The organism is Bacteroidetes bacterium GWF2_43_63 (genome assembly GCA_001769275.1).
Taxonomy (GTDB): Bacteria; Bacteroidota; Bacteroidia; order Bacteroidales; family DTU049; genus GWF2-43-63.
The window spans coordinates 95,032-121,520 of sequence record MEOQ01000005.1; the positions used below are offsets into that span (position 1 = coordinate 95,032).

Genomic DNA, 26,489 nt, shown 5'->3' on the forward strand with positions numbered 1-26,489 from the left:
AAATTAAATGAGTCTTTTCACTTTGAGTGAACTGAACTCTCGTAGCCCGGGTTGGTAATTTTCAAGCAATACCAGCCCGGGTTTTTTGTTTTTTGAAATACTTCCGAAACGATCGTCAATGCCCAGAAACTTAGCCCCATTCAGCGTGGCGGCTTGCAACAATATTTCTGGTTTCAATGCCGGAAATTTTTGCAACAGAATATCAATTTCCTTAAACATGTTTAGCTCATGATTCGATGAAAGACTGTCAGTGCCAATGAGGATATTCGGAGTCAATGCATGAATCATTGGAACATCCGGCAAACTGCCGGTGATAAACTGATTCGAAGCCGGGCAGAAACAAAACCATGGATCCTGGAAACAGGAAATAATTTTTTCAATCGTTTTTTTGTCAGCAAAAGTGTTGTGAACGAACATGACTTTGTTTGAAGATGGCAATGATTTGCAGGCGGCTTCAGCAGCGGAGTCGAAAGGCGATGCTTCAGCTTCAGCTCCATGGACATTCCGAACAGGAATCTTCGTTTCGAAATGAATATTTTCTTCATTGCTTTCAAGAAAATGTATGCTGTGAAATGATTTTTCTTTTGCTATCCGGGTCATCAGAAGCGACACTAGTGTCTCTGAAAGTGTTATAAGCGTGTGTGCCGACAGCGAACAGCTTTGATTCTCTTCAGCGAATACATTCTGCAGTGACAGCAAGTCGTTGAACCGGTATTTTGCTTCGCGGGGATTAGTGCCAAATACTTCAAGGAATGTATGAAAATGAATATTGCTTCTGATTTTTGCACTCAGTGTAATATCCGTATTGCTTATATCTGCTATCGCCACAATGCCCTGCCGCTGCAGTTCATCGATAGCACGCTGAATATCGGAAAGGATTATTTTGTCGGAAGGTCTTCTTGAATGTACGCCACTCATAGCCCCATAAAATGCTTCCATTCCGGCATGTTCGGGGTACAAGCCACGGCACCAGCTGAGTTCAAGATGGCAATGGCTGTTTACAAGGCCAGGTATCAACAATCCGCAACATCTGTAGGAGTTTGCTTCAATCAATTCACAATACTCAGACGGGAAGACCTCCAGAATAGTACCGTCGGTTCCGGTTTTCACTGCCATGCCGCTTCTGATCGTAGAGTCAGGTAACAACAAGTATTCTGGAATGATAATCATGGTTGCTCTATTTGAATGCCGTGAAAAGATGGAGGTTTCGCATACATATCCAGAACAAATATCGATAAAATATGTATTTCTTTCAATTTTTTTTTCAAAAGTCTGCTTTTCTTAAATAATTATCTATATTTGCTCATTAATAATAAATATTTTATAGATGGCAAAGCAAGAAATTGATATCAGAAAAATTGAGGACATAGCACAAAGATTAAGGGCCATTGCCCATCCTGTCCGAATCAAGATTATTTCAATGCTCGAAAAGCAACAGGAAATGAATGTGACCAGCATATACGAAAAGCTGGAGATAGAGCAGGCAGCTGCTTCTCATCACTTGAATATTCTGAAATCTAAAGGAGTATTACTGTCGCGCCGCGATGGTAAAAACACCTATTATAGCCTGAAGCCGGATGCAATAAGTAATCTTCTGCATTGCATCAGCGTTTGCGGAGGTTGATTATTTAGTTTTGTCCGTGAAAATTAAGCTGGTCGTTTAGAAGCAGCTTAACATTGTATTTGATCGGAATGCAGGTTAGGCAACCTGGAAAATCTATAAGCAAAAGATCTGCAAAAAGCATATGAAACCTGGCATCTGATATTCCGACAGGCATCAACATTAATTGTCCAATATGGCAGATGCTGACAAATTGAAAAAGGCCGCCTTGCGGGCAGCCTTCAGTTTTTTCTGCTGGGCGAATATTACTCCGGGTGAATAGCTTCAACCGGGCAAACATCAGCACATGAACCGCAGTCGGTGCAGATATCCGGGTCTATTTTATAAATATTTCCGGCGCTGATTGCTTCAACTGGACATTCATCGATGCAGGTACCGCATGCAGTACAATCTTCTGAAATAACGTAAGCCATAACTCTGTTTTTTTAACTTAGGATGCAAAGATATACATAATTGTCAAACGAGTAGAAAATATTCTGAAAAAACACAAAAAGAAAAGGCGCCGTAAGGCGCCTCGTCGGTATTATTTTTTTCCGTCGTAAGCCCATTTAACATAAATGGCTCCCCATGTGAATCCGGCTCCGAATGTAGCCAGGATGAGGTTGTCACCCTTTTTCAGCTGATCTTCATAATCGAGAAGGCAAAGCGGCAGTGTAGCGGCAGTGGTATTCCCGTATTTGTGAATATTCACCATCACTTTTTCTTTCGGGAGATTCATGCGGTTACCCGTTGCCTCAATAATGCGGAGATTTGCCTGATGTGGTACGAGCCATTGCAGGGTTTCTGAAGTGAGACCGTTGCGCTCCATAACTTCAACTGCGGTATCGGCCATTTTAGAAACAGCCCATTTAAAAACAGGTTGTCCTTCCTGATAAATAAAATGCTCGCGGTTTGCAACCGTTTCAGCAGAAGAAGGCCAGGCACTTCCACCCGCTTTCTGATACAAATGAATTCGGCCAACGCCATCACTTTCGAGCTTCATATCCATGACGCCGAAATCTTCTTCAGTAGCTTCAATGAGGGCGGCACCGCTACCATCACCAAAGATGGGGCAAGTGGCACGATCGGTATAATCTACAATAGATGACATTTTTTCAGCACCGATCAGAATGGCTTTTTTTACCCGGCCTGATTCAATGTAAGCGGTAACTGTGGCCAGCCCAAAAAGAAATCCGCTGCATCCGGCATTAAGATCAAAGTGAAAAGCATTTTTAATGCCCACTTTGTCGCTAATAATGCTTGCTGTAGCAGGGAATTGATGGTCAGGTGTGACAGTGGCACACACTACCAATTCGATTTCTTCAGGTTTAGTATTGGTTTTTTCGAGCAGTTTTTTAACTGCAGCAGCTCCGAGTTCACTCGAGCCCTTGCCTGGTTCTTTAAGAATATGACGTTCTTTAATTCCAATCCGGGTCATAATCCATTCATCCGTAGTGTCAACCATGCGGCTAAGCTCTTCGTTTGTCAGGATATAATCAGGCACAGCACCGGCTATCCCGGTGATAGCTGCTCTTATTTTACTCATTTCCTAGGCAGATTAGTGAATTATGAGGCCTTTTCAATTGCCAGTTTTCCTTTGTAGAAGCCACATTCAGGACAAACATGGTGGTAAAGCACCGGTGTTCCGCAGTTTGAACAAACTGCAAAAGTAGGAGCTTCGACTTTGAAATTCGCTCTTTGGTTACGGGTTCTGGTCTTTGACCAACGATACTTGAGATTTGCCATTGCAATTTAATTTTTATTCATTCAGAGGTTTCAGTCCGCTGTCGTCTGACAGATTGTCCAGCTTTTCAATCATTTCGTTGTCACACTTGTCTTCGGGATGCACATTGCGCATCGGTAAGGAAAGAAGTATCATTTCCCTGATCCAGTTCTCTGCCGAAAACTCATAATCCTGTCTGTTAACAAAGAAAATATCATCATTATCAGAATTTTCCAGTTCAGATTCCTTGACTATGACTTTTCTTGAAGCATTAATCTTCAATTCCAGTGGTCCCAGACAGCGGTCACAGGGAAGTGTTATGGTGCCTTCGCCGCTAAAATCAAGCTCCATCAGTCTGTCCGACTTCTGCAACTTGCAATTAACCTGCACGGAGGCATCAGTGACTCCTAAATAATTGTCTGCTTCAAAGAACTTTCCATCAACATTCCAGGAGAAGTCATGCATTCCTGCTGCTAATCCTGTGAAATGAATGATGTATTGATCAGACGTCATCACGAACCCCATTTTTACGGGCTGCAAAGATATGAATAATTTGCGGAATACAAAACCAAATTAACGACTTTTCCGTCCGGACTTAGTGGTTGGATTGCAAGAACTTACCTAAAATAGGATCCTCTGTCGCCGAAACATGGCGTCCGAAGGCAATGCTTTTGCCAGTTACGGGGTGAATAAACTCTGTGTTAATATATTCCGTGTTCCCGTTTACAACGCGTTTAATCGCTTTTACTTTTGCCTTGTCCATGTTTGATTTAAGCGATTTTGCATCGTCGATGCTAAGTTTTATCATTCCGGCCTGGCCATTGAAATAGAAAGGATATTCCTGTTTGTCAGCATCATATGCACCTAAACTTTGAATCGGAAAATACACATAAGAATAAGTGCCCAGTGTTTTTTTGTCGAGCTCTTCCTGTTTGGCTTTGCGGATTGCATCTGCTTCTTTGGTACATTCCGAAACCAATGCACTTTTCTTAATATCATATTCTTTCATTCGTCGCTCATACATTTCGCTTGTTTCAAATTCGCCTTTGGGTTTCGCCATTTCCTGAAGCGATTTTGTCTTCTCTTTAACGCAGTCGAAATACAGATACTCATTGATATTCCATAATTTCACAACCTTTTCTGATCCGCTGGTTGCCATAAGACCTAATGCGGAGTTGATATACATGTCTTTTACACCTCCACTGTGAATGGTTTTCTGAGTCAGAAGTGAACGGTTTGACACATTGTAAATTTTGAGCTCACCGCTGCCATCGGCACAGAAAATATATTTGTCACCCGGGAAAAAACTAACTTTTGTTACCGGAAGTTTAAAAAAGTCAAATTTTGCAATTGATTTTGCCGAATCGGTACGCCAGATTGAAATGCTGTTGTCGTCGGAGCCTGAGACAAGCATGTCGCCGGCATAAGAAAAATCGACGGAATTTATTGAGCTGCGATGTCCTTTATATGTGTTTATCAGTTTTCCGTCAATGGCAGAATGCAGCATTACGATTTTGTCCCATCCACCGGAGGCAATGCTGTTGCCGTCTTTGCTGTAAGTTACGGTTGTTACGGCATCGAGGTGGTCGGTAATTTTGAAAATTTCTCCACCTGTCATTACATCCCAAACGCAAATGGTTTTATCTTCGCTACCACTGACCAGACGTGATCCGTCAGGAGAAAAACTGAGCGCTGTAATTCTGTCGTTGTGAGCAGCAATCTCAAGTTTTTTTGTCATGGTGGCAGCATCCCAAAGAATGATTCGCTGATCCCAGCCAGCTGAGGCAACGGTATTTGTTTTTGCATTATACGCAAGAGACAGAACAAATCCTTTGTGTTCGGGAATTTCCTTTTCAGTTGCGCCTGATGTTGCGTTGATCAGATATAGCTTAGTGTCGTATGATCCAACAAGAATTTTCTGACCGTTATCAATGATCACGACTGCCGGAACATCCATTCCAAACGCTTGTGTTTGTTTCAGCAAGGTTTGGGTAAAAGAACTGAAGCTAACAAGAAAGAGTACAACAGATAAAAAGTATTTCATGGTGCAGCAATATTTCTGAGAAATTTAGACTTCAAAAATAGGGAAAATATATTTATATCCTTAATTATTCCGACTAAAGCAAAAAAGCCTGCGCACAGGCAGGCTTACAAGTCATGAGTTTAGTAGGGTATTTAGTTGATGTCGAAGGAAAGTCCGAACTCAACGGGATAAACCGCGGGGCCTTCGTTTTTTTCGAACATTTCAGAGAGTGCATAGTTTGCGAATAGATTCAGGGGTCCCCAGCCCATTCTGACCATCAGGCCATATTTGAAAGGATTGAGATGGAAACTGCCGTTTGATTTGAATTTGTCTTTGTCTCCACGATCGTCAATGACAACTTTGCTGTGTGTGCCAAGTCTGACTCCGCCAAAAGCGCCGACTCCCAGATGAAATCCATTATCTTTCTTTTCGCCGGAGGTGTTGAATTCCAGCATAAGCGGCATGATGAGATATGAGGTGGTGAGTTTGCTTCTGGTTGTATTTGAAACGGTGTCGGAGTAAGCCATAAGCACTGCAGAATCATTAATCAGACGAACATCATTTTGCAGGCGATAGTTCAGCATGCTCCAACCAAGGCCGGTTGTCAGACCAATGGCCATTTTTTCTTTTTCAACAAAGGGGATATTAAATTCCATGAAATTAATCTGGGCTCCAATGGATTTTGCAAGATCAGTTTCCATGAAATCGTATCCGGGCGTTGTATTTATATCGCCGTATTTCGAAACGAAACTGTTCATCATCAGATCAACGCCGGCCCAGTGACCATTGAATTCACGGGATTTGTCATCATCATTTTCAGCACAATTGCCGGTTTGATTGTTTGCGTTTTCGTCAGGTAAGGCCGATCCAACACTTTCACCACTGCGTTTTTTTATGCTTGCTACTCCTTCAATATTCAGATCAACGTTGGTTGGTGTTCCTTCGTATGCAATTTCAGAAGCGCCGCTGCCTGTGGCTTTGAGACTATCAGTGACAGTTACCCTCATGCTGGATGCTCCTTCGGTATAAATTTCAGCCGATTTTGCGCTTAGTTCGTAGGCGTGTACTTCGGCTGCCCCTTTTAGTTGCGCAATCAAATGATTAACATTGCCCCCCAACCACGCTTCTGATGCGCCCTGAAGATCAAGGCTCAATGTTTCACATTGCAAATCCATGCGAAATTCGGCTGCCCCTTCCGAAGTAAGCTTTAACTTTTGGGTGTTGATAATTCCTTCGGAATGTAGTTGTGACACTGAGCTCAGTGAAATTTCATTTATCACCGGGGCTGTGATTTTCATGTTTATTGCTTCCGTCATTTTTGTGGCATCGATATTCAAAACACCACCGCTGATATTGTAAATGAGCCCATCGCGGCTAGCTTCCGAACCGGAAAAAAAGATGCCGTGTTCGTCCCCGTTTTTGACGGTTATTTCGATGTCGCCCGTCACATTAATTTTAGTAAAGCTGTCAACAATCTGTTGTGCAAACATGGCAGTACAGGTGACAGTCATCAGAGTAATTAAAACAAGAGTTTTCATAGTTTGTGATTTTGTAATGGGACGAAGAAGGACGTGCGAAAGTTACAGCTGTTTTTATTTCTGGCTTAGAGAGAGGCTCTCAGAAGCAAATCGAGAAATATTACTGTAGCTGAATGTTGCAACATCTCGCAGCGAAATGTCGGCTGGGGTGTTTGCGATGGAGGATTCTCCGTTTAAAATTCCTTTACCCCAGTCCTTCCAAGCGGTAAGGGTGCCGGTTTGCGGGTTGCTGTTATCCGCATTTGTATTTTTCATTTCTATGATATCATAGAGGGCCAGATATTCATTGCGAACATCATCGATATTGCCGGTAGTCATTTGTGTAATTTCTTGTAACTGTCCTGCCTGACGCGGCGACATAGTTGCAATATGTTCGTGATTTCTATCAGAGTTTGTAGTGTTGTCGGCCAGTTGCGGTGCATTCTGATAATAATACGTCTGTGATTCGGAAGGATTTTCCGAATTGTTATCAGATGAACTTTCATCTGCAACGTTTATTAAATGCAGGTTGGCAAATACGTGAGAATCGCTCTGAATGCCTGATTTATGACTTGATGCCGGCCACAGAAAAAATACGAGAATAAAAATAGCTGCTGCTGCCGATGTATAATACATCATTCTGCGCAATGAAAACACAACCGGCTCTTTGCGTAAGAGTTTATTTTTATAAGGAAAGGAAATAGCTTCATCTGCCTCATAACGTGCTGCACTGATGATCTCCAGATCGCGCTTCCGTTGCGGGTTTTGATCGGTTGCCTCTTCGACTTTTTTAATATTGAATGCATCCAGATCTTTTTCTGCATAAGCCACCAGCAATTCATCGGTCAGAACAAAAACGTTGTCGGGAATGCTTTTCAGTTGTGCATGCAGCGAGGCGGGAGCTCTCAAAGGTGCTTCGGTGGCAGATTCCGGCATGGCTTCACCAAACATCAGAAATTCCTCATGCAGCGCCGGATTCATTTCCAGAAAATCCATAAGTGCATCAGACTCGCTCAGCGACAGCTTTCCGTCGTAGTAATCAACAATGCGTTCCATATAGTTTCCGTGGCTGATCATAATATAAGGTCCGGGCTTTTTATGTAATTTTTCAATGCAATGCGTCCGCGGTAGATGTACACTTTCACCTGGCTTTCGTTCAGGCCGGTTATTTCACCAATTTCTTCGTAGGAATATCCTTCGTAGTCGCGCAGCAAAATCACCGATTTCTGCATGGGTGGAAGTTTGTCGAGTGCTTCATTCAGAATGGCCTTCAGGTCGAACGACGACGCTTTCTCATCGGCTGCCGGGTGCCAGCAGTGGCTGTCGTCTTCCATGTCGAAGCCGGTTGAGTAGCGTTTTTTCTTTCTGAAGTAATCGATCATAATGTGATAGGCCGAAGTGAACAGATAGGATTTTGCTTTTTCGAAAGAAACCGTTTCCGATTTTTCCCACATGCGGACAAACGCTTCCTGAACGATATCGGCCGATTCTTCACTGTCGGCGGTATTTTTCAGGATAAACCGGTAAACTGCATCGGAATACAGCTCAACGCAACGGTTATATTCTTGTCGGTCCATCAGGTGGTTTGGTTACTTTACAGGCCTATGACGGAGTAAAGTTACGAAATGTTACAGGGGGAAGCCAAGTTTATAAAGTTAATCAAGTTTCTAAAGTTAAAAAGGCAGCGTTAGTGCTTACAGAGCATAAAGCACAATGTCCCGCTTTCATTGTAACAAATACCGGGTATGCAGGGTTTGATTTTTACTGCGATTTAAATGTGCTACATTATTAATGAAATGCGATACGACTATAAATTGGTTGATATCATCATTAAAAAATTGAATAATACATACAAAAAATTAAAAATATTTGACAAATAAAAAATTATTTCATATTCTTGCAGCTTCAACTATAAAACAATTATGAAATTCAATTTTCTGAAACGCCCGGAAACGGCCATTTGTAGAGAGAGCAGCAAGTTTTCCGCAACCACTTGTATAATTGCTGTTGCAACAATGTTCTTCATGCTGTTGCTCACAAACACAGCCAATGCGCAGGTGCAGAACGAAGTGAACCTGCTGCCCGACACGGGAAACGTGGGTATAGGCACTGCCAGTCCCACTGAGAAACTGCAGGTGAACGGAAATTCGAAACTCGATGGCAGCGTGTCGGTGACAGATTCACTTTCGGTTGGATCAAAATTGTCGGTGGGCAGTAGCATGATTGTTCAGGATTCGCTCACGGTTGGAACAAAAATGATAGTCAATGAAAACATGGTCATTGCTGATTCATTGAAAGTGGGCAATTCAATTTCAGCAACAGAGATTAAAGGCACAGAAATAATTAAAACAGAATTGTTATCGGCCAAGGAAATTGTTGGAAACAATGGAATGATTGTTTTTGGAAAAGAAGATGGAGACCCGGCTACTGGATGTGACACAACGCTTGTGGTGGATTATTGTTCCCGCAAAATATATGGAAAGTCTGCATCTTCAGCAATGCCATATCCGGGCGTCAGTATAGGATTCACTAGTTCTGCAACAGGAAATAATTCATTTGCCGCTGGCAACAACGCAAGAGCGTGGATAGAAAACAGTATTGCCATTGGCAGCTACATCAGATCGGCGCGAAAGAACTCCATTACAATCGGATCGGGAACAGGTAGCAATAATTTTTTCACAAACACAAAGGAGAACTGTTTGATGGTTGGTTTCAATCAGTCGAATGAGGTTCCTTCTTTTTTTGTTGGACCATCTACCATCGTAAATTTACCGGGCAATGTCGGAATTGGCACGTCAACTCCGTCAGATAAATTGGTGATTGGCAACGGCTACGAACAGATCAGTTTTGGCAGTGCCGTAAATCAGGATGCCGGATGGCTAATCAGCTACATGGGCATGAATGCAACCCGCACCCGCACCAACACCTGGCAACCTTCGGTATGGACCATTACTGGTGAAGCCGCTGCCGGTTATGGCGGAGGAGTGATAGCAACTGATGCCGGAGGGAAAATGTTTATCATTCCAATATCAACAGGAGCAAACACCACCGTAAGTCTTACAGACGCTGAGATCTATGAACGACGCGTGATTGAAATCGGTGCACGCAGCAATACATCTGGGACATTAGGTGCTGGATTGATGCGGGTTAATGGAAATATAATCTGTCAGGATCTGGAAGTGACACTCACCAATTGGTGGGATGATGTTTTCAAACCGGATTATTCGTTAATGACTATTTTAGAACTTGAAAAATATATTTTCGAAAACGGCCATCTTCCTGGCATTCCGGCAGAATTTGAGGTGGTAGGACAAACCATGTCGGTTCAGGAAATGAATTTGATGCTGCTGAAAAAAGTTGAAGAGCTTTCGCTTTATGTGATTGAACTGCAGAAACAGATTGATGAAATGAAAAATCAGAAATAATCATGAAAAAATTATTTTTGATTATATTTGTGCTGATGACACTTGCTGTTTATGCCCAGCAGACCTTGCCCTGCACTCAGATCGGGGTGAATAATCTTGGTGGGCAAAATCCGTACATAACCGGCAGTTGCCTTGAAGTGAGCAGCGATCTGCATGTGAATAACAAAAACGTGATCATGGAAGCTGACAACCGCATACATTTCGGGCCAGGCACAAATATTTCGCCTGTGCAACAGGGCGATTTGCATGCAAGCATACGCCCCAACGCACTTCAGATTGCGTGGATCGAGCCGGGAACGGTGGGGAGTGTAGGGCAATTTAAAAAATTGGAGCTGGGCGTAAAACTGAACAATGAAATTGAAGCATTGATTGATGAATTTATTGCTGCCGGAAAATCGGATGTTGCACCACGTACGAATCCCAGCCTGAATCCATTTGACCCGGATGAAATTGATGTGTATGCAGAATTTTCTTATCAGCAAAATCCCGTAAGCTGGGCAGGGCCTTACAGGCAGAATGGTTTTTTCTTTGAGGATTTTGCAAGAAATCAATCAGATTCTGATCCGGCGAACTGGACATGGGATAATGTCCCAAGTGACTATCGTTTCAGAGTTCGGTTTACTCCAAAAAATACTGGTACATGGAAATGCAGAATAATTGCTATCGTTAATGGATTTGGAGAATATTCTACCAGTTTTTTTACTTTTAATGTGAATGAGTCTGACGGTCATGATTTCGTAAGTGTCGGGCCAAATAAACGTTTTCTGAAAATCGGCAATGAACCTTTTTTCCCTGTTGGCATGAATCTGACGGATCCATTATGCTATGTTGATTTCAATGGAACAATTGATGATCCGACCGATGATTTTGATCCGTATGGGAACAATTGTTTGGGCTTCCCGGAATCCGTTTGGTCTGGAGCAATGCCATATCAGAAAGTATATACTATTTTTGAGCAAGAGCTGGAGGCCTTTGCTTCTGCCGGAGCCAACTATTTCAAGATGGATATTCTGCCATGGTTTTCAGATATTGAATTTGAACAAATTTGCAATTATTACAATCGTATGAATGTCGGCTGGGAAGTTGACAGAATAGTTGAGAAAGCTGAACAGGAGGGCTTGTTCATACATTTCAACACCTCGGTTCAGTATTATTTTCTAAAACCTGACCGAATTATGTGGGACTGGTCTGCGTATGGCGAAGCAAGCATTTCGGAAGAATGCGACAACAGCTCGGATGAAGGATATTGCTATAATAAGGATCTGGGTTTAACAGATCCCGAAAGTTTTTTTCTGGATTATCGCGCTATTAAATATTACACAAACAGATTGCGCTACATGATTGCCCGATGGGGGTATTCGACCAATATATCTGCATTCGAAACCATCAATGAAATTAATGGGACATGTGGAACAAAAGAAGTTTTTCTCGATGTGGCTGAAAATAAATGTAAAGATGTGCCGGGATCTGATTATGCCCCTTATACTCACGAAGCGTTTTTCAGACAGAAAGTCAATGCATGGCAAAGCAGTATGATTAATTTAATGATTACCTACATGGGACACGATAGGCACTTAACCAGTGTAAATTATTTAACCGGGGGCCCCAAAATTGCGGATGACCACACTTATTATTTAAATTCGCTGGATATTATTACTCAGCAGAATTATGGAGATTTCCCCGACTTGTATAAAAACAGTGTAAACATTGTCAATGATTTTCACAACAATGCTGATGCTGGTTCCGATGACCGGCCGCTTTGCGACAAACCATTCATTCATGGAGAATTTGGTTCCGTTTCAGGATACAATTATTGGCTATGCGACAACGACGCCTCCTGGATCCGCGACCTCTGGATCGCTTCATTCACCGGCATTTGTGGCAGCGCACTGCTTTGGGATAATATGCACAAACGAGAGCTGTGGCCGCATTTCGGACGGCTACGGGCTTTTGTTGAAGGATATGATTTTGATGAAAGTGATAATGGACAAAAAGGGTGGGTGCCTGAACACGACAGGCATGTAGATTATAAATATTACTCTATCGATACTTTTCCATATCTAATTCATAAACCAAAGTTTATTGGCGTTGTTGAGACATTCTATTTAAAATCTCCTGATAAAGAACATGCAATAGGAATTGTAGAAAACAATACATATAATTTCTATACAAGCTGGTCTTGCAGCAATGATCCTTTTGTTGGTAATCAAAGAGCTAGAGAAGAGTTTGAACAAAAAGACGACAACTTTGATTCTGGCCATAATGATATTACAGATGAAAATCCATGGACTCTTGTTGATGACGATATGTATTCAAGTAAAAGAACAGTTTCTTATGACGATGAGAAACTTTATATTAAAGATTTGAGCGGTTATGCCGGAGTCTGGGGGAAACGATATACTATAGAATTTGTGAGTCCATGGACTCTAAATGTTGTAGCAACAGTTACTGATAGAAAAGGTCCTAATGGAGTTCAGATAAAGTATCCTGATATTCGCGGGGTGCCTGAAACATCAATGTATCTGATGCGGGTTTATCCATATAGAAATAAATCTGCTGAAACATTTCCAAATGACACCATTGCAGTGAAAGAAGTGTACAAAGAGCTGTTATTGGATTTCCAGAGCGATCAGGAGATTGCATCAGAGCCGGAAATTCGCGTTTACCCCAATCCGGCTAATGACTGCTTGAATATTGAAATACCCGCATTATCGGGACTGGCCGACATTTCAATTTTTGATTTGACTGGCAGAATGATTAGTAAAACAGTTTCATACGATATGCTAACGAAAATTGAAATATCCAGCTTCAACCCAGGCACTTTCATTTTGAAAATCACAACGGGAACCAATACAAAAACCATTAAATTTGTCAAACAATGAAATCAATAGTTTCCGCTTTACTGCTTTTGTTATTGCTTTCTTCATGCAAAAAAGAAACCCCCGATCTGCCGCCCGAATATGAATATCTCAAAGGAGAATGGGTGGCGTATGAAACAACGGCATTTACTACAGATTATCATGGTGGATATATATCACACACAAAACCTGTTGAAAATTATGACAGAAGAGTGTTCTTTAAGGATGACTGTTATATAAGTTCAACTGAAAACATTGGCAGGAAGTACGATATTTCCAATCTGATTGTCAGAGAAAGCTATGACACCAATATAATCCATTTCGAAACCGGTATTAATTTCTATTTTCATATTAATGAAGATATGCTTGAGTTTGGAGGAGGCCTGTTGTTGTTGTTTCCGGAGATTGACAGTGAGGATATTGAGGGCGGCAGAACTTATTACAGGAGGGTGCAATGAAAAAAACTTTTCTGATAATGTTTCTGTTTTGTTGTTCTTCAGCTATTGCACAGACATACAAACTGGGCGTGCGGTGCGGTGTGCAGTATAATCAGTTGTACGACGTAGGCCCCAATTATAGAGTTCAATACGTGCCGAATTATGAGTTTCTGTTGTCGGAAAACGTGTTGCGCAAATGGAATTGGAGTCTACAGATGCAGCAAGGATTTGCTTCACATTTTTACATTGCGGAGAATAATAACACGGGCAAAGAGTTTTTCAATCCAAGAGCATTTGGGTTTCTGTTCGATTTTTCAATAAAGAAAAGCATATTTGGAAAGGAGAGTGGAAAGTTAATTTTCGCCCCTTATTTGGGATTGCGAACTTTTTTTTATTATAATACAACAGGTCAAGGATCAACTTATTTTGGAATAGACTGTTTTGAGTTCAAAAAACTTGGTTTTTTTGTTTCATGTCATATTCCATTGAGCTTATATTCAGGCTTGCCAGACAAGTACGACCTTACTACTTATCAGCTTTGGGGATCAGAGCTGTTTGTCATTTCGACAGGAGTTGTTTATAAAATCATTCCAAAAGAGAATGATTAGTGCTTTAAATAACAACGACGCCTCCTGGATCCGCGACCTCTGGATCGGATCATTCACAGGCATTTGCGGCAGTGCACTGCTGTGGGATAATATGCACAAACGAGAGCTGTGGCCGCATTTCGGGCGTTTGCGGGCTTTTGTGGCAGGGTATGATTTTGATGAAAGCGATAATGGACAAAAGGGCTGGATACCGTATCATGATTATGATGAAATGCACTACGAAAACTGGGTTCGCAAACCCGGTATTGTCGATTTATTTTATCTACGCTCACCCGATAAATTAAGAGCTGTAGGTGCGCTGGCAAACCGCACCTTTAATTTTTATACGCAATGGGATGTGGCGAAGTGTGATACGTTTAAATGGGGTAAATCACAAGATTCTTTGGATTTTGAATTAATTGAGAACCCTAATACTGATACTTGGAATGATCAAGCATACAATATTGCGAAGACTGCATATAATATTAATGAGGCCATGCAGGCAGATGTTAAATCAAAGAAGAGATACATTGTAACATATTTCAATGCATTTACATTACAAGTCGTTGGTAGCGAAGAAAAGTATAGCGCAACTGGAAAACTAAACCTGAATTTCCCATTTACCACAGGAACCTCTTCCCGCCCTATTATTCTGTTCACAGTCGAGCCGAAGAACAAGGATAAAAGTGCAGAACAACATTTGGATTCGATAAGAAAACAAATAAACGCAGTTACTAATGATTTTCAAATTATTGAAACTAATAATTTTGATATCAGAGAAGCTCGGATTTTCCCTAATCCGGCGGGAGAATATATTAACATTGAGTTGCCGGGAAATGAAGCAAATTGCAGGATTGAACTTCTCTCTTCAACTGGAATGTTAGTTATATCAGATGAATTTTTCGATATTGTATATAAGCTCTCACTTGATGGGATAGATCGGGGATTGTTTATTTTGCGTTTGGCGTATAATCAGAAAATTGAAACATTTAAACTGATAGTTGAATGAAAAAGTGTCTTTATATATCTGTAATTATTTTGGGGTTTATTTCTTGTGAACGAGAAGATTCATTGCCATCCGAATATGGATATTTGGTTGGGCACTGGGTTTTGGACAGCTGCATTCTTACTCATAATCCAACTTCTATAACTGAATACAAGGATACGATATCTTTAGATTCATTAGGGTACAATCTGCAATTTGTTTTCAATAAAACAGGGTTCACGGAGTATATTGAAAACACAGTTGTGGTTGAGACAAAAGATATTGAGTCAGTTGATATTAATATTGTTGATGATTCTTCCGGAATAGCAAGTATTGGATATTACATTATTTATCGCACAAATGAACCTTTTGTAACCAATGCATTATCAATTGGGTATGTCTGTAGCACAGATGTTCTCAAATATAGTTATGTGAGTGATTATGTGTCGTATTCTACAAGACACTTGTTTGTTTTTAAAAGACAATAACATGAAAAAGGCACTTGTTTGTTTTCTCTTTGTTTCTTCTATGCTTTGTGAAAATTCGGCTCAGAAATTATCGTATTCTTGCGGGTTTAGCTATATTTTTCAATACCCAAACGGTCCAAATATCAGCAACAACGCATTACCCAATGCAGAAGGAAAAATTTCATATTCGTTTATTAATGCAGAATATTTGAAAATTAATGCAGGTATTGGCGTTGCCACACACAATTTTTTACTGAAAGACATTTCGGAAAATAGAACTTACTCATACTTCCGCGCAGAACCATTTGCATCATTGTCGATTATTGGTTGTTTGTCCGAAGAGAACAATTTTCTGGTTCATGGAATATATGCCGGAGTTCGCGCCGGTTTTTTCAATCAATGGAATTTTAATCCTTCGTGGCAGGCCGGGCTGATATCCAAACCATTCGGAAAAGTCAGGTTTTACATGCAGTTCAGTAAATTGTTGTATTATTCAATTCCAGACAATAATTATCTTTTATTCGATTTTAAAGACAATTATTATCCCCTCGGCAACGAGCGCTGGAGCATCACAGCGGGGGTACAGTTTGGGTTTAGGAAGAAAAAAGAGTAAGGATTACTGTTGGGGGATAGAAGCTTTTGTTAAGGTTGCAACACAAAGCGCAAAGCAAATCACTTGAAGTTTAATGCTTAATGTTTAAAGAGTGCACAATTTCTTATGCTTTACAACTTTAAGCTTTAAGCAATTTGAAAATTATTCTTCTGGGCTTGAAACAGGAGTTCCTTTTTCGGTGTCTGACATCACCTGCATGATAAAGGGCATCACCAGCGGTGCTACGGCACCAACGGGCTTGTAGAGCAGACTTCCTTCGCGGGTTTCTTTTTTCAGAAATATTCCGTGTGGATCGGCGGAATTGATGAAATTGATAAGAAGACTCAGGATTAGAATAAATTTAATGCTTGCGAAAGCCGCACCGATAATGCGATTCACGATTCCGAGACTTAGGTTTTTTACAGCATTCTCAGCCATGCGTGCAACAAGAAAAACAAGAATAAGGGCTCCAAGAAAGGCCACCATAAAAGCAATCAGCTGTGTATGTTGCTCATTGGTGCCGAATATATCAGCAATAAAACCACCAATCCATTTGCTCAGATAAAGTCCAGCAAGTACACCAAGAACAAGCGCTGCAATCTGCGCCAGTTCATGAATCAATCCTTTCGAAAAACCTTTGTATATGCCCCAGCCGAGGGGGATCAGCAGTACAATGTCAATCAGATTCACAATTTTCCTTTTAAGTGTCGGGTTAATTGAGTTGCGAAAACAAAGTCATTCAGTTCGGTGTTGTCTGCATGCAGAATTTCTTTGTTGGTCCCTTTCCACCACAGATTTCCCTTGTAAATGAAAGAAACCTTGTCGCCAATTTCAATCACTGAATTCATGTCGTGGGTATTGATGACGGTGGTCATCTTAAATTCATTAGTGAGCTCGCTAATGAGTTGATCAATCAGGATTGATGTTTTAGGGTCGAGACCTGAATTGGGTTCGTCGCAAAAAAGATATCTCGGGTTCATAACGATGGCACGGGCAATGGCAACGCGTTTTTTCATGCCACCGCTTATTTCGGAAGGCATGAGTTTGTTTGAATGCTGCAAATCGACTCTGCGGAGACAGAAGTTAACGCGTTCCTTTTTTTGTTGCCGTGTCTGATTTGTAAACATGTTGAGCGGAAACATTACGTTTTCTTCCACTGTCATGGAGTCAAAAAGAGCACCGCCCTGAAAAACAGTACCTATTTCCTGTCGGATTTTTTTCTGATCATATTCATTCATCGCAGTGAAGTTCCGCTCGTCGAAAAAAATCTCTCCGTTATCAACCTTATGAAGACCAAGCAAACACTTCAATAGAACTGTTTTGCCTGAACCGCTTTGCCCAATAATCAGATTGTTTTTGCCGGGTTCAAGTTTTACTGAAATGTTTTTCAGCACCTGTTTTCCATCGAAGCTTTTGTTGATATTGCGGACTTCGATCATGTGAGCAGGATTTGAGTGAGAATAACGTTGAACAGAATGATCATAATACTGCTCTGAACCACGGCTTTTGTGCTTGCTCGACCAACTTCGAGTGCTCCGCCGCTCACAGAATATCCAAAAAAGGAACTGACAGATGTGATGATAAATGCAAAGAAAAGAGATTTGATCAACGAATAGAAAACTTCGAAAGGAATAAAGAATGAACGTACGCCGAGCATGTAGGTATCAACGCTGAAAAGGCCAGTGAGAACGGCCACCATATAACCACCCATAACACCCAGAAACATTGAAATAACAACCAATACCGGGAAAATAAGAACAAAGGCAACAATTTTTGGCAAAATGAGAAAGTTGGCCGAATTGATGCCCATTACATCCAGCGCATCAACTTGTTCGGTAACGCGCATGGTTCCCAGCTCGCTGGCAATGCGCGAGCCGACTTTTCCAGCCATGATAAGACTCATGATGGTTGCAGAAAATTCAAGAACAATGGAGGAACGGGTAATATACCCGATTGTATAACGCGGAATCAGCGGACTATCGATGCTGTATGCGGTTTGCATGGCTAAAACGGCGCCCATGAAAACGCTGATAATGGCTATGATTCCTACGGATTCAATTCCCAGCAGTTTGAATTCGATGAATACCTGATTGCGAAACTGGTCCATGCGGTCCGGCTTTTTGAAAACCCGAAGCATGAGCATGAGATATTCGCCAATACTGATAATAGATCTTCGAATCATGATGCGAATTTAGGAAAAAAAAATAACTAATAGAGGCTGTCTCAAAATTCAAACTTCGGTGGCTTCCTTCAGAATCAAAAATCAAAAATCGGATATCTCAATTCATCCGAAGTTCTGTTTCTCAGAGACGAATTAAAATGGTATTTTTGCAAAAAATTACTTTCATGCTTACGATACAACTGATCAGACAGGAAACCGCTTTTGTAAAGGAACGCCTTGCGGTGAAAAATTTTAAAAATATTGCACTGGTTGACGAGATTGTTGCGCTGGATGATTCTCGCAGAAAGCTGCAGCTGGAGCGCGACGATGCACAAAACGAGATGAACAGTCGTTCGAAAGAGATCGGTGTTGCCATAAAAGAAAAGAATTCGGTGCTGGCTGAGGAACTGAAGAACCAGACAGCAGAATTGAAAGAGAAAATCAGAGTGGTGAACCAGCAACACGATGATGTTGTGACTGAGCTGAACGCGAAGCTGGTTCTGTTGCCCAACCTGCCACATTCTTCGGTAAAATCCGGTCATTCGGCCGAAGACAATGAAATCATTCACAGCGAAGGAATTATTCCTGATCTTGGCGCAGATGCATTGCCACATTGGGATCTGACCACGAAATATAAACTGATAGATTTTGAACTTGGTGTTAAGATTACCGGAGCGGGATTTCCCGTGTACACCGGATTGGGCGCGCGTTTTCAGCGGGCACTGATTTATTATTTTCTGACAGAGGCCATCAAAGCCGGTTATGTTGAAATTCAGCCACCGCTCATGGTGAACGAAGCTTCCGGATATGGGACAGGGCAGCTTCCCGATAAAGATGGTCAGATGTATTATGCCAATGAGGATAATCTGTATTTGATTCCAACTGCAGAAGTGCCCGTGACAAACATTTACCGCGATGTGATTCTGAAAGAAGAAGATTTGCCGGTGAAGAATGCGGCTTACAGCGCTTGTTTTCGCCGCGAGGCCGGCTCATATGGCAAGGATGTTCGCGGGCTGAATCGTTTGCATCAGTTCGATAAAGTTGAGATCGTGCAGATTTCAACACCTGATAAATCGTATGCAATCCTCGAAGAAATGCGCGAACATGTGGCAGGACTGGTGCGCGGCTTGGGGCTTCCGTTCCGCGTTTTACGCCTTTGCGGGGGCGATATCAGTTTCACAGCAGCACTCACTTACGACTTTGAAGTTTTCAGCGCTGCGCAACAGAAATGGCTTGAAGTGAGTTCTGTGTCTAACTTTGAATCATTCCAGGCCAATCGCATGAAGCTCCGCTTTAAAGATTCGGAAGGTAAAACACAATTGGCGCACACCCTCAATGGAAGCGCGCTGGCATTGCCCCGCATTGTTGCTGCATTGCTCGAAAACAATCAAACTCCTGAAGGAATACGAGTTCCGGAAGTTCTGGTTTCTTTTATGGGAACCGATATCATTAAATAACCCGCTGTAATGAAAAATATAATTGTTCTTACAATTGTTGCCACTTTGTTTTTTGTTTCCTGTCGTCCGGCTTATGTCCGAAGAGGAGTGAAGGACATTCGGTCTGAACGATTGAAACTGGATGAAGCAAAACAAAAATTCGAAGTGCTTGATACAGCTCAGGTCCATGAAATTTATTTGTCCTATCTTGGAAAAATTGATTCAATAAACAAATATTTCAAAGACCAGTACAGCGAAGGTGCGTGGAAATTGATGACAGAGTTTGGCCAACTGAAAAAACCATTGAAGACTTATTTTGAACAATACGGATCTGTTGAAAAAGATTATTCGTTTGCCCTTGAGCAATTGGCCGATCTTGAGTATGACCTGAAGTCAAAGAACATCAGCAAAGAGTTGTTTTTAGTTTATATTAACCAGGAAAAGGACGCAATAGGACAATTGATCATGAAAAGCAATCTGATATCAGATAATGCGGTTCGCAACGTTAATCATTATAACCAAATCAGTCCGAAAATTGATAGTCTGGTGATTGTTTTCAAAGCCGGATTGAATAAATAATGAGAATACTTTTCCTATTCATATTGCTTTTGTCGTTGTATCCTGCTTTTGCGCAGGAAACAGAAAAAGAATTGCTGGCGCGCGAATACATGAGCGCCGGGGAATATGATAAAGCAGTAGTGCTGTATGAAGAGATTTACGCAAAGAATAATTCGACCTACATTTATGATAGCTATCTGGAATGTCTCATAAAAACAGAGAACTGGAAAGATGCTGAAAAGCTTACCCAGAAGCAGAAGCGTAATAATCCCTCTGTTCCGCGTTTTCATGTGGATGAAGGCTATGTATTAATGTTGCAAAGCAACACGAAACAATCCGATAAGATTTTCAACGATGCAATTAAATGGTCTTTATCCTCTGAACAGCTGATAACAGATCTTGCGGCTGCATTTCAGGTGAGGGAGCTTGATAATTGGGCAATTCAGACTTTATTGGCTGGAAAGAAACAGTTTCCTTCATCAGGAGTTTTGTGTGTGCAGCTTGCGGGTGCATACAAGCGTTCCGGAAAATATTCAGAAATGATCGATGAATATTTTTTGTTGCTGGAAAACCCAATGTTTGGAATTGCAGAGATACAAAAACGGATGCAAACTTTGTTGATGGAAGATGCCGAGGGCAAAGTTTCCGAATTGTTTCGAAATAAGCTTCTGGAGCGCGTTCAAAAAGAACCGTCCAACCTTGACTTTAACAGATTGCTCATATGGCATTACGAACAGAACGGCGATTTCGGGCGTGCATTTGTTCAGGCTAAAGCATATGATAGGCGTACAAAAAATGATGGTGACCTGACCTATGATGTTGCGCAACTTTGTGTGTCAAACAAAAAATTCAGCGTTGCTGAAGAAGCGCTTGCATTCATCGTCTCGCTTGGTCCTGAAAAACTTTTGTTTTCCGATGCCAACGATTTGTTGCTGGAGGTAAGATATCTGAAACTCACGGCCAGTCCAACATCAACTGTTGAAGAATACAAAGCTCTGGCAGATGAGCTGAAAACAGCCCTGAGCGCATCTGTCAATCGGCGCAATCGCTACAACATGCTTATGCGGCTCGCTTACATTGAAGCATACTATATTTCCCAGCCCGATGCTTCGCTGTCGCATCTGAACGAAATTATTAATTTCTCCGGTTATCAGCCCGTTGAATATGCTGAAGCCAAATTGTTGCAGGGCGATGTGATGTTGCTGAAAGGCGAAGTTTGGGAAGCCTCCCTGTTATATTCCCAGGTAGAAAAAGCGTATAAACACGACACCATCGGATTTTATGCGAAATTCCGAAATGCGCGACTTTATTATTTTCTGGGCGAATTTGATTTTGCATCGGCTCAACTTGAAATTCTGCGCGGAGCCACATCAAAGCTGATTGCCAACGATGCCATGGAGTTGTTTCTGGTGATTCAGGAAAATGTGGATTATGACAGTTCATATATTCCGCTTGAAAAATTTTCCAAGGCCGGAATGCTTACATTTTGCATGCGTTACGATGAAGCCTTGCTTGTTCTCGATACCATTTTGAAAAGTTTTCCGGCACATCCGGTGCTTGATGATGCGGTATATAAGCGTGCTGAGATTTATATGTCCCTGAAGCAATATGAAAAAGCGGCATCCGAACTGAAGGTGATTTTAAGCGCCTATTATTTCGACATTCTGGCTGACAATGCTCTTTTCATGCTTGGCAATATTTACGAAAGTTTTCTTCCTGACAAAGATCAGGCAATGAAATATTATCTGCAACTGGTGACCGATTTTCCGGGAAGCATTCTTGTAAACGATGCCCGTCAGCGCTACAGAGCGCTTCGTGGCGACAATCTGAACTAAATTATGTTACCGGTAAGACCAAAAAAATCATTAGGACAGCATTTTCTGAACGATCAGAATATTGCACGCAAAATTGCCGGTAGTCTGCAGTTTGCAGATGAAAAGGCTGTTGTTGTTGAAATTGGCCCTGGCAGCGGTTTTATGACGCAGTATTTGGTCGATCAGCCATTCAGATTGCTGTTGATTGAAACCGATCGGGAGAGTATAGAATATTTGCATCAGCGGTTTCCTCAAATGAATGAAAACATATTTCACCGTGATGTGCTTTCAGTAAAGCTTACGGATTTTTCCGAAAAACCTATGAGTATTATTGGCAATATGCCATATAATATTTCCGGCCCATTGCTTTTTATGGCTTTAGAGCAGCGCGACATGGTGAGTGAGTGGATAGGAATGCTTCAGAAAGAAGTAGCAGAGCGAATTACAGCAAAGCCTTCCACTAAAGCTTATGGAATATTGAGTGTTTTGCTTCAGGCATATTTCACGACAGAATTCTTATTCACAGTGCCGCCTTCAGTTTTTATTCCACCCCCCAAGGTGAACTCAGCAGTTATCAGAATGGTTCCTAAAGCTTCTGATGTACCTCAATGCGAATACGCACAGTTCAAATCGTTGGTAAAAACCGCATTCAATCAGCGACGCAAGACGATGCGAAATTCGCTGAAAAACTTTTTCGAGCCAGAAATTCTGACAAATCCGGTTTTCAATAAACGTCCGGAAGAACTGACCTGGCAGGAGTTTGAAGCCTTACTTAGTTTATAAAAAACTGTCGCGGAATTAATCCGCGACAGTCAAGAGAAAAACATCCGTCTGTACACATCCTGTGATTCAGCTATGCGTGAGCATGTGAGAATACAGTTGCGGGCCGCAGTGCTAATAACGCTTTCGACATTTCTTCAGCTTCGATGCGAATACGGGCAGTAACGTCAAGGAAGTAGATGTAATTGAGCCATGAATCAATGTAATCGAAAAAAGGTGGAAGCGTTTTGTAATTTTCGGGTTGCATCAGCGGAAACTTCGCAAATGTGTGATAGTAATAGTGGGAGAGTTCTAGTCGCGAACCACGGTCGTGTACTTCTTTGTAATAGTTTTTTTTGATCCTGATAAAATCAGCCATGTTGGCATATTCAAGATCTTTTAGTGTTTCTTCAAATTCACTGAAGTTGTGATAAATAGTTGAAAAGTAATACCTGGTAACGGCTGCGTCGCCTTTCATTTTTTCAAATTCATTCTGAAAAAAGTAATGATAAAGTACACTCAGTTCCAGACAGGATGTTTTGACTTTTTTTAGGTTATCCCTGAAATCTTTTTTGCATTTTTTTTGAACCTCATTGGCATATTTTTCAAAAGTACGTTTCTGTTTCCTATGGAATTTTTTTATAATCCCTATCTGAGCCAGCGTAAGATCTGACTCGAATGGCTTTGAGTCAATGTTTATATCGAACACAAAACCGTTACTCTTTCTGAATAATTGAAACATGGCTGTAAAGTATTTAAGGCAAAATGGCTATCTAATTATAAATATAGCAATAATATCGACAAAAGGCAAACAATAAATGATAAATATTAGTTTTGCGAGAAAGTTTAACAGGCACCCAATTCTAATTCTGAGAGACGGTCTAAAAACAGCGTATTGTTACGACATTCCACCGTTCCGGCCACAATTAACCCTCGAAGAGCTCCGAACTCTTCGAGGATTTTCTAAACAACAGGCCGGAACATGGAACCGTCGTAACAACGGCAAAAACAACGGTTCCATGTCCTTGCGCTCCTGAATCGCTTTAGGACGGTGGAATGTTGTTTTGCCTACGAATCATTTTTAGACAGACTCCAAGAATTATTTCAATTCTTCGTAGAATTTTGCCACAATTAATTTTGCTGCAGCATAAGGTGATAACTTTGAGGTAAACACCTTTTTTTCCAGTTCACCATTCAGGTGCCGGACATCAGCAGAGCTGGAAAAATCGGATTGCAGAATTTCGTTGATGGCCTGCTGATACCGCTTCACTTCCTGTTCGTGACGGAAAGAGACAAAGTATTCTGTTTTTTTGGTGAGTGCTATGTAATCCAGAATAGTATCCCAGACTTCGCCGATACCTTTGCCGGAAAGTGCAGAACAAAGGCCAACCTGAGTCAGCCATCCCGATTGGTGAGCCGGCATCAGATGCAGGGCGTTTTTTATTTCTGCGGCGGCAATTTTCGCTTTATTCAGATAGTCGCCTTCAGCCTTGTTAACAAATATTGCATCAGCCATTTCCATAATGCCGCGTTTGATTCCCTGCAACTCGTCACCGGCGCCGGGCAGCTGAAGCAATAAAAAGAAATCGACCATAGAGCGGGCTGCTGTCTCGCTTTGTCCAACGCCGACTGTTTCAACAATGATAACATCGAATCCTGCAGCTTCGCATAAAACGATGGATTCGCGGGTTTTTTGTGCCACACCACCCAGTGTTCCTGCCGATGGGGAAGGTCTGATAAATGCATCGGGATTCGAAGAAAGTTTTTCCATCCTTGTTTTGTCGCCCAGAATGCTGCCTTTCGAAATCTGACTCGACGGATCGATGGCCAGCACTGCCACTTTTTTGCCAATGGCTGTGAGAAAATTTCCAAATGCCTCAATAAATGTGCTTTTGCCTACGCCCGGAACACCAGTAATGCCAATGCGGATGCTGTTTCCGGAATAGGGCAGGCATTTTTCGATGAGCGCCTGTGCAATAATTTGATGTTCGTTCTTAGAGCTCTCAATGAGCGTTATAGCGCGGCTAAGCAAAACCCGGTTTCCTGAATTTATTCCTTCAAACAATTCATCAAACGTCGGAAGTTTTGATTTTTTCCCAGCCATTTGCCGGATAGCTTCTTCGTTGGTTTGCGGAGGCTGTTCAATTCCCTGCTGCACTTTCAGTGCTGATTCAAAAGGTTTTTTATCTTTCTTCATGACAGGGCAAAATTAGCTGCAAACCGCAATCGGACTACATTTATTTTACAAGAATTTTCAACCAGTCTTTTTCCAGCGATTCGACTGGTGTTTCAACGATGCGTCCGAATTCTTCATCTCCTCTGTAAAAAATGAATGTCGGAACAAGACTGACATTATATAAAACCAGTTCATCTTCAAAGCCAGACGCTGTCTTATTCTTGTCAACAGAAAAAATGCGGATATCTGCTTCCGGAAACCCAAAGCTATCGGCAATTTTCAGAAAACGTGGCACCTGCTCTTTGCTGTCGCCGCACCACGAGGCCATTACAATTACAATCCGGTAATCATTGCCAAAGGCAGCCAGAAGTGGAAGTGTTTCGGGATCCGGATTGTATGAACCGTACTCGAGAGAGTAAAACTCTGCAAAAACCGGGAGCATAAGCCCTTCGCGGTTGCATTCTCCAATCAGGATGTCTTTTTTTGCAATAGTGTCGAAAACGACCTGGTTCTGCTGTGCGTGTATGTTTGAATACAATGTCATTACGGCGATAAAGAAGAGTGCTTTGTACATAGGGTTGTCAGGTTAAAAAAAGGTTTTTTATCTTTGAGCAATCTAAATACCATGCAAAAACAAAATCAAATATACGATTTATTTCTGAAGCCCGGCAAGCACATTCTAATACTTGTTGACCCAGATAAATTCGATAAACAGGAAGCTGCAAATAGTTTCGAAAAACTAAATTCTCTTATTGATGTGGTTTTGGTTGGAGGAAGCTTGTTGTCGGAAACCCGCACAGAGACAGTGATTGAAGAACTCCGGGAAATGACTTCTTTGCCGGTAATCCTTTTCCCGGGCAATGCAATGCAAGTGACTGAAAAAGCAGATGCTATCCTTTTTCTGCAGCTTATTTCAGGACGTAATCCAGAGTTTCTGATAGGCCAGCATGTGCATGCTGCGCCATTAATTGCACGCACCAAACTCGAGGTTATACCCACTTCCTATATGCTGATTGATGGCGGCAAACGCACTTCGGTAGAATACATTTCTCAATCAATGCCAATTCCTTCAGACAAAACCGATATTGCCGTGGCAACTGCTTTAGCCGGGAAATTTCTCGGACACAAGCTCATTTATCTCGAAGCTGGATCTGGTGCACTGAATGCCGTTCCGGCTGTCATGGTCAGCGAAGTTTCGTCAAAAACAAATCTTCCAGTTATTGTTGGAGGAGGCATCAGAGATGAAAAAACCGCACTTGAATTATTTAGTGCCGGAGCCAACGCAGTTGTGATTGGAAGTTTATTTGAAAACAATCCGGAAGCGGTAGTGCGGATTGCGCAAAAAATCAAAAAGTAAAAACGAACGATAAA

At 41.6% G+C, this 26,489-nt stretch carries 27 protein-coding genes; 13 read left to right on the forward strand and 14 right to left on the reverse strand.

Going from position 1 to position 26,489, the window contains the following annotated elements; all coding sequences use genetic code 11:
• Nucleotides 1–3: 3 nt before the first annotated feature.
• Nucleotides 4–1,116, reverse strand: coding sequence for a hypothetical protein (locus A2W93_05275; protein OFY56285.1), 1,113 nt, complete (start codon nucleotides 1,114–1,116; stop codon nucleotides 4–6).
• A gap of 211 nt (nucleotides 1,117–1,327) precedes the next feature.
• Here A2W93_05275 and A2W93_05280 point away from each other — a divergent pair, with 211 nt between their 5' ends.
• On the forward strand, nucleotides 1,328–1,624 hold the full coding sequence (locus tag A2W93_05280) for a hypothetical protein (protein ID OFY56286.1): 297 nt from the start codon (nucleotides 1,328–1,330) through the stop codon (nucleotides 1,622–1,624).
• Nucleotides 1,625–1,866: 242 nt separating this feature from the next.
• Here the strand turns inward: A2W93_05280 and A2W93_05285 are convergent, their stop codons facing one another.
• The 7 genes from A2W93_05285 to A2W93_05315 form a co-directional block, all read right to left on the reverse strand.
• Nucleotides 1,867–2,034, reverse strand: a complete 168-nt coding sequence (locus A2W93_05285; GenBank protein OFY56287.1) for a 4Fe-4S ferredoxin — start codon at nucleotides 2,032–2,034, stop codon at nucleotides 1,867–1,869.
• Between the two features lie 110 nt (nucleotides 2,035–2,144).
• Entirely contained in the window at nucleotides 2,145–3,146 is a 1,002-nt protein-coding gene (locus A2W93_05290; protein OFY56288.1) for a 3-oxoacyl-ACP synthase, read from the reverse strand.
• A 213-nt stretch (nucleotides 3,147–3,359) separates the two neighbouring features.
• Complete coding sequence (locus tag A2W93_05295; protein ID OFY56289.1) at nucleotides 3,360–3,836, reverse strand: hypothetical protein; 477 nt, start codon at nucleotides 3,834–3,836, stop codon at nucleotides 3,360–3,362.
• Between the two features lie 82 nt (nucleotides 3,837–3,918).
• Nucleotides 3,919–5,367: a hypothetical protein gene (locus A2W93_05300; protein ID OFY56290.1), complete on the reverse strand. Its 1,449-nt coding sequence runs from the start codon at nucleotides 5,365–5,367 to the stop codon at nucleotides 3,919–3,921.
• Nucleotides 5,368–5,498: 131 nt separating this feature from the next.
• Nucleotides 5,499–6,884 (reverse strand): hypothetical protein, encoded by a 1,386-nt coding sequence (locus tag A2W93_05305; GenBank protein OFY56291.1) that lies wholly within the window; start codon nucleotides 6,882–6,884, stop codon nucleotides 5,499–5,501.
• A gap of 54 nt (nucleotides 6,885–6,938) precedes the next feature.
• Nucleotides 6,939–7,940, reverse strand: a complete 1,002-nt coding sequence (locus A2W93_05310) for a hypothetical protein (GenBank protein ID OFY56292.1) — start codon at nucleotides 7,938–7,940, stop codon at nucleotides 6,939–6,941.
• Nucleotides 7,937–8,440 carry an RNA polymerase subunit sigma-24 gene (locus tag A2W93_05315; protein OFY56293.1) on the reverse strand — a complete coding sequence of 168 codons (504 nt, stop codon included), beginning with the start codon at nucleotides 8,438–8,440 and terminating at the stop codon, nucleotides 7,937–7,939. The genes A2W93_05310 and A2W93_05315 overlap by 4 nt, the downstream gene beginning before the upstream one ends.
• Nucleotides 8,441–8,785: 345 nt before the next feature.
• Here A2W93_05315 and A2W93_05320 point away from each other — a divergent pair, with 345 nt between their 5' ends.
• The 7 genes from A2W93_05320 to A2W93_05350 are packed head-to-tail and all read left to right on the forward strand — an operon-like array spanning nucleotide 8,786 to nucleotide 16,235.
• Nucleotides 8,786–10,288 (forward strand): hypothetical protein, encoded by a 1,503-nt coding sequence (locus tag A2W93_05320; protein OFY56294.1) that lies wholly within the window; start codon nucleotides 8,786–8,788, stop codon nucleotides 10,286–10,288.
• Nucleotides 10,289–10,290: 2 nt separating this feature from the next.
• Entirely contained in the window at nucleotides 10,291–13,170 is a 2,880-nt protein-coding gene (locus tag A2W93_05325; GenBank protein OFY56295.1) for a hypothetical protein, read from the forward strand.
• Nucleotides 13,167–13,604 (forward strand): hypothetical protein, encoded by a 438-nt coding sequence (locus A2W93_05330; GenBank protein ID OFY56296.1) that lies wholly within the window; start codon nucleotides 13,167–13,169, stop codon nucleotides 13,602–13,604. The genes A2W93_05325 and A2W93_05330 overlap by 4 nt, the downstream gene beginning before the upstream one ends.
• The gene (locus tag A2W93_05335; protein OFY56297.1) at nucleotides 13,601–14,191 is read left to right on the forward strand and encodes a hypothetical protein; all 591 of its coding nucleotides are present in this window, start codon (nucleotides 13,601–13,603) and stop codon (nucleotides 14,189–14,191) included. Before A2W93_05330 ends, A2W93_05335 begins: the two co-directional genes overlap by 4 nt.
• A complete protein-coding gene (locus A2W93_05340; protein OFY56298.1) occupies nucleotides 14,184–15,179 on the forward strand; it encodes a hypothetical protein in 996 nt (331 codons plus the stop codon). The genes A2W93_05335 and A2W93_05340 overlap by 8 nt, the downstream gene beginning before the upstream one ends.
• Nucleotides 15,176–15,643: a hypothetical protein gene (locus A2W93_05345; GenBank protein OFY56299.1), complete on the forward strand. Its 468-nt coding sequence runs from the start codon at nucleotides 15,176–15,178 to the stop codon at nucleotides 15,641–15,643. Before A2W93_05340 ends, A2W93_05345 begins: the two co-directional genes overlap by 4 nt.
• A 1-nt stretch (nucleotide 15,644) precedes the next feature.
• Nucleotides 15,645–16,235, forward strand: coding sequence for a hypothetical protein (locus A2W93_05350; GenBank protein OFY56300.1), 591 nt, complete (start codon nucleotides 15,645–15,647; stop codon nucleotides 16,233–16,235).
• Nucleotides 16,236–16,376: 141 nt separating this feature from the next.
• On the opposite strand, the gene A2W93_05355 is transcribed toward A2W93_05350, so the two are convergent.
• The 3 genes from A2W93_05355 to A2W93_05365 are packed head-to-tail and all read right to left on the reverse strand — an operon-like array spanning nucleotide 16,377 to nucleotide 18,396.
• Nucleotides 16,377–16,904: a hypothetical protein gene (locus A2W93_05355; GenBank protein OFY56301.1), complete on the reverse strand. Its 528-nt coding sequence runs from the start codon at nucleotides 16,902–16,904 to the stop codon at nucleotides 16,377–16,379.
• Nucleotides 16,901–17,653 carry an ABC transporter ATP-binding protein gene (locus tag A2W93_05360; protein OFY56302.1) on the reverse strand — a complete coding sequence of 251 codons (753 nt, stop codon included), beginning with the start codon at nucleotides 17,651–17,653 and terminating at the stop codon, nucleotides 16,901–16,903. Before A2W93_05360 ends, A2W93_05355 begins: the two co-directional genes overlap by 4 nt.
• Entirely contained in the window at nucleotides 17,650–18,396 is a 747-nt protein-coding gene (locus tag A2W93_05365; GenBank protein ID OFY56303.1) for an ABC transporter permease, read from the reverse strand. Before A2W93_05365 ends, A2W93_05360 begins: the two co-directional genes overlap by 4 nt.
• A gap of 164 nt (nucleotides 18,397–18,560) precedes the next feature.
• Here A2W93_05365 and A2W93_05370 point away from each other — a divergent pair, with 164 nt between their 5' ends.
• The 4 genes from A2W93_05370 to A2W93_05385 are packed head-to-tail and all read left to right on the forward strand — an operon-like array spanning nucleotide 18,561 to nucleotide 22,966.
• Nucleotides 18,561–19,832 (forward strand): serine--tRNA ligase, encoded by a 1,272-nt coding sequence (locus tag A2W93_05370; GenBank protein ID OFY56304.1) that lies wholly within the window; start codon nucleotides 18,561–18,563, stop codon nucleotides 19,830–19,832.
• A gap of 9 nt (nucleotides 19,833–19,841) precedes the next feature.
• Nucleotides 19,842–20,390 carry a hypothetical protein gene (locus A2W93_05375; protein OFY56305.1) on the forward strand — a complete coding sequence of 183 codons (549 nt, stop codon included), beginning with the start codon at nucleotides 19,842–19,844 and terminating at the stop codon, nucleotides 20,388–20,390.
• Nucleotides 20,390–22,204 (forward strand): hypothetical protein, encoded by a 1,815-nt coding sequence (locus A2W93_05380; GenBank protein ID OFY56306.1) that lies wholly within the window; start codon nucleotides 20,390–20,392, stop codon nucleotides 22,202–22,204. Before A2W93_05375 ends, A2W93_05380 begins: the two co-directional genes overlap by 1 nt.
• A 3-nt stretch (nucleotides 22,205–22,207) precedes the next feature.
• The gene (locus A2W93_05385) at nucleotides 22,208–22,966 is read left to right on the forward strand and encodes a hypothetical protein (GenBank protein ID OFY56307.1); all 759 of its coding nucleotides are present in this window, start codon (nucleotides 22,208–22,210) and stop codon (nucleotides 22,964–22,966) included.
• Nucleotides 22,967–23,036: 70 nt separating this feature from the next.
• Here A2W93_05385 and A2W93_05390 read toward each other — a convergent pair whose 3' ends face one another.
• The 3 genes from A2W93_05390 to A2W93_05400 all read right to left on the reverse strand — a co-directional run bounded on the left by A2W93_05390 (nucleotide 23,037) and on the right by A2W93_05400 (nucleotide 25,692).
• Nucleotides 23,037–23,684, reverse strand: a complete 648-nt coding sequence (locus tag A2W93_05390; GenBank protein ID OFY56308.1) for a hypothetical protein — start codon at nucleotides 23,682–23,684, stop codon at nucleotides 23,037–23,039.
• 357 nt (nucleotides 23,685–24,041) lie between these two features.
• Nucleotides 24,042–25,139: an ATPase/protein kinase gene (locus A2W93_05395; GenBank protein OFY56309.1), complete on the reverse strand. Its 1,098-nt coding sequence runs from the start codon at nucleotides 25,137–25,139 to the stop codon at nucleotides 24,042–24,044.
• Nucleotides 25,140–25,179: 40 nt separating this feature from the next.
• A complete protein-coding gene (locus tag A2W93_05400) occupies nucleotides 25,180–25,692 on the reverse strand; it encodes a hypothetical protein (GenBank protein OFY56310.1) in 513 nt (170 codons plus the stop codon).
• A 51-nt stretch (nucleotides 25,693–25,743) separates the two neighbouring features.
• On the opposite strand from A2W93_05400, the gene A2W93_05405 reads away from it, so the two are divergent.
• Nucleotides 25,744–26,475, forward strand: coding sequence for a hypothetical protein (locus A2W93_05405; protein OFY56311.1), 732 nt, complete (start codon nucleotides 25,744–25,746; stop codon nucleotides 26,473–26,475).
• The last annotated feature ends 14 nt before the right edge of the window (nucleotides 26,476–26,489 follow it).

What these genes read in the sequence shown, in the direction of transcription:
- A2W93_05275 (OFY56285.1), bottom strand. Translation starts at nt 1,116, where the DNA reads ATGGCAGTGAAAACCGGAACCGACGGTACTATTCTGGAGGTCTTCCCG.
- A2W93_05280 (OFY56286.1), top strand. Translation starts at nt 1,328, where the DNA reads ATGGCAAAGCAAGAAATTGATATCAGAAAAATTGAGGACATAGCACAA.
- A2W93_05285 (OFY56287.1), bottom strand. Translation starts at nt 2,034, where the DNA reads ATGGCTTACGTTATTTCAGAAGATTGTACTGCATGCGGTACCTGCATC.
- A2W93_05290 (OFY56288.1), bottom strand. Translation starts at nt 3,146, where the DNA reads ATGAGTAAAATAAGAGCAGCTATCACCGGGATAGCCGGTGCTGTGCCT.
- A2W93_05295 (OFY56289.1), bottom strand. Translation starts at nt 3,836, where the DNA reads ATGACGTCTGATCAATACATCATTCATTTCACAGGATTAGCAGCAGGA.
- A2W93_05300 (OFY56290.1), bottom strand. Translation starts at nt 5,367, where the DNA reads ATGAAATACTTTTTATCTGTTGTACTCTTTCTTGTTAGCTTCAGTTCT.
- A2W93_05305 (OFY56291.1), bottom strand. Translation starts at nt 6,884, where the DNA reads ATGAAAACTCTTGTTTTAATTACTCTGATGACTGTCACCTGTACTGCC.
- A2W93_05310 (OFY56292.1), bottom strand. Translation starts at nt 7,940, where the DNA reads ATGATCAGCCACGGAAACTATATGGAACGCATTGTTGATTACTACGAC.
- A2W93_05315 (OFY56293.1), bottom strand. Translation starts at nt 8,440, where the DNA reads ATGGACCGACAAGAATATAACCGTTGCGTTGAGCTGTATTCCGATGCA.
- A2W93_05320 (OFY56294.1), top strand. Translation starts at nt 8,786, where the DNA reads ATGAAATTCAATTTTCTGAAACGCCCGGAAACGGCCATTTGTAGAGAG.
- A2W93_05325 (OFY56295.1), top strand. Translation starts at nt 10,291, where the DNA reads ATGAAAAAATTATTTTTGATTATATTTGTGCTGATGACACTTGCTGTT.
- A2W93_05330 (OFY56296.1), top strand. Translation starts at nt 13,167, where the DNA reads ATGAAATCAATAGTTTCCGCTTTACTGCTTTTGTTATTGCTTTCTTCA.
- A2W93_05335 (OFY56297.1), top strand. Translation starts at nt 13,601, where the DNA reads ATGAAAAAAACTTTTCTGATAATGTTTCTGTTTTGTTGTTCTTCAGCT.
- A2W93_05340 (OFY56298.1), top strand. Translation starts at nt 14,184, where the DNA reads ATGATTAGTGCTTTAAATAACAACGACGCCTCCTGGATCCGCGACCTC.
- A2W93_05345 (OFY56299.1), top strand. Translation starts at nt 15,176, where the DNA reads ATGAAAAAGTGTCTTTATATATCTGTAATTATTTTGGGGTTTATTTCT.
- A2W93_05350 (OFY56300.1), top strand. Translation starts at nt 15,645, where the DNA reads ATGAAAAAGGCACTTGTTTGTTTTCTCTTTGTTTCTTCTATGCTTTGT.
- A2W93_05360 (OFY56302.1), bottom strand. Translation starts at nt 17,653, where the DNA reads ATGATCGAAGTCCGCAATATCAACAAAAGCTTCGATGGAAAACAGGTG.
- A2W93_05365 (OFY56303.1), bottom strand. Translation starts at nt 18,396, where the DNA reads ATGATTCGAAGATCTATTATCAGTATTGGCGAATATCTCATGCTCATG.
- A2W93_05370 (OFY56304.1), top strand. Translation starts at nt 18,561, where the DNA reads ATGCTTACGATACAACTGATCAGACAGGAAACCGCTTTTGTAAAGGAA.
- A2W93_05375 (OFY56305.1), top strand. Translation starts at nt 19,842, where the DNA reads ATGAAAAATATAATTGTTCTTACAATTGTTGCCACTTTGTTTTTTGTT.
- A2W93_05380 (OFY56306.1), top strand. Translation starts at nt 20,390, where the DNA reads ATGAGAATACTTTTCCTATTCATATTGCTTTTGTCGTTGTATCCTGCT.
- A2W93_05385 (OFY56307.1), top strand. Translation starts at nt 22,208, where the DNA reads ATGTTACCGGTAAGACCAAAAAAATCATTAGGACAGCATTTTCTGAAC.
- A2W93_05390 (OFY56308.1), bottom strand. Translation starts at nt 23,684, where the DNA reads ATGTTTCAATTATTCAGAAAGAGTAACGGTTTTGTGTTCGATATAAAC.
- A2W93_05395 (OFY56309.1), bottom strand. Translation starts at nt 25,139, where the DNA reads ATGAAGAAAGATAAAAAACCTTTTGAATCAGCACTGAAAGTGCAGCAG.
- A2W93_05400 (OFY56310.1), bottom strand. Translation starts at nt 25,692, where the DNA reads ATGTACAAAGCACTCTTCTTTATCGCCGTAATGACATTGTATTCAAAC.
- A2W93_05405 (OFY56311.1), top strand. Translation starts at nt 25,744, where the DNA reads ATGCAAAAACAAAATCAAATATACGATTTATTTCTGAAGCCCGGCAAG.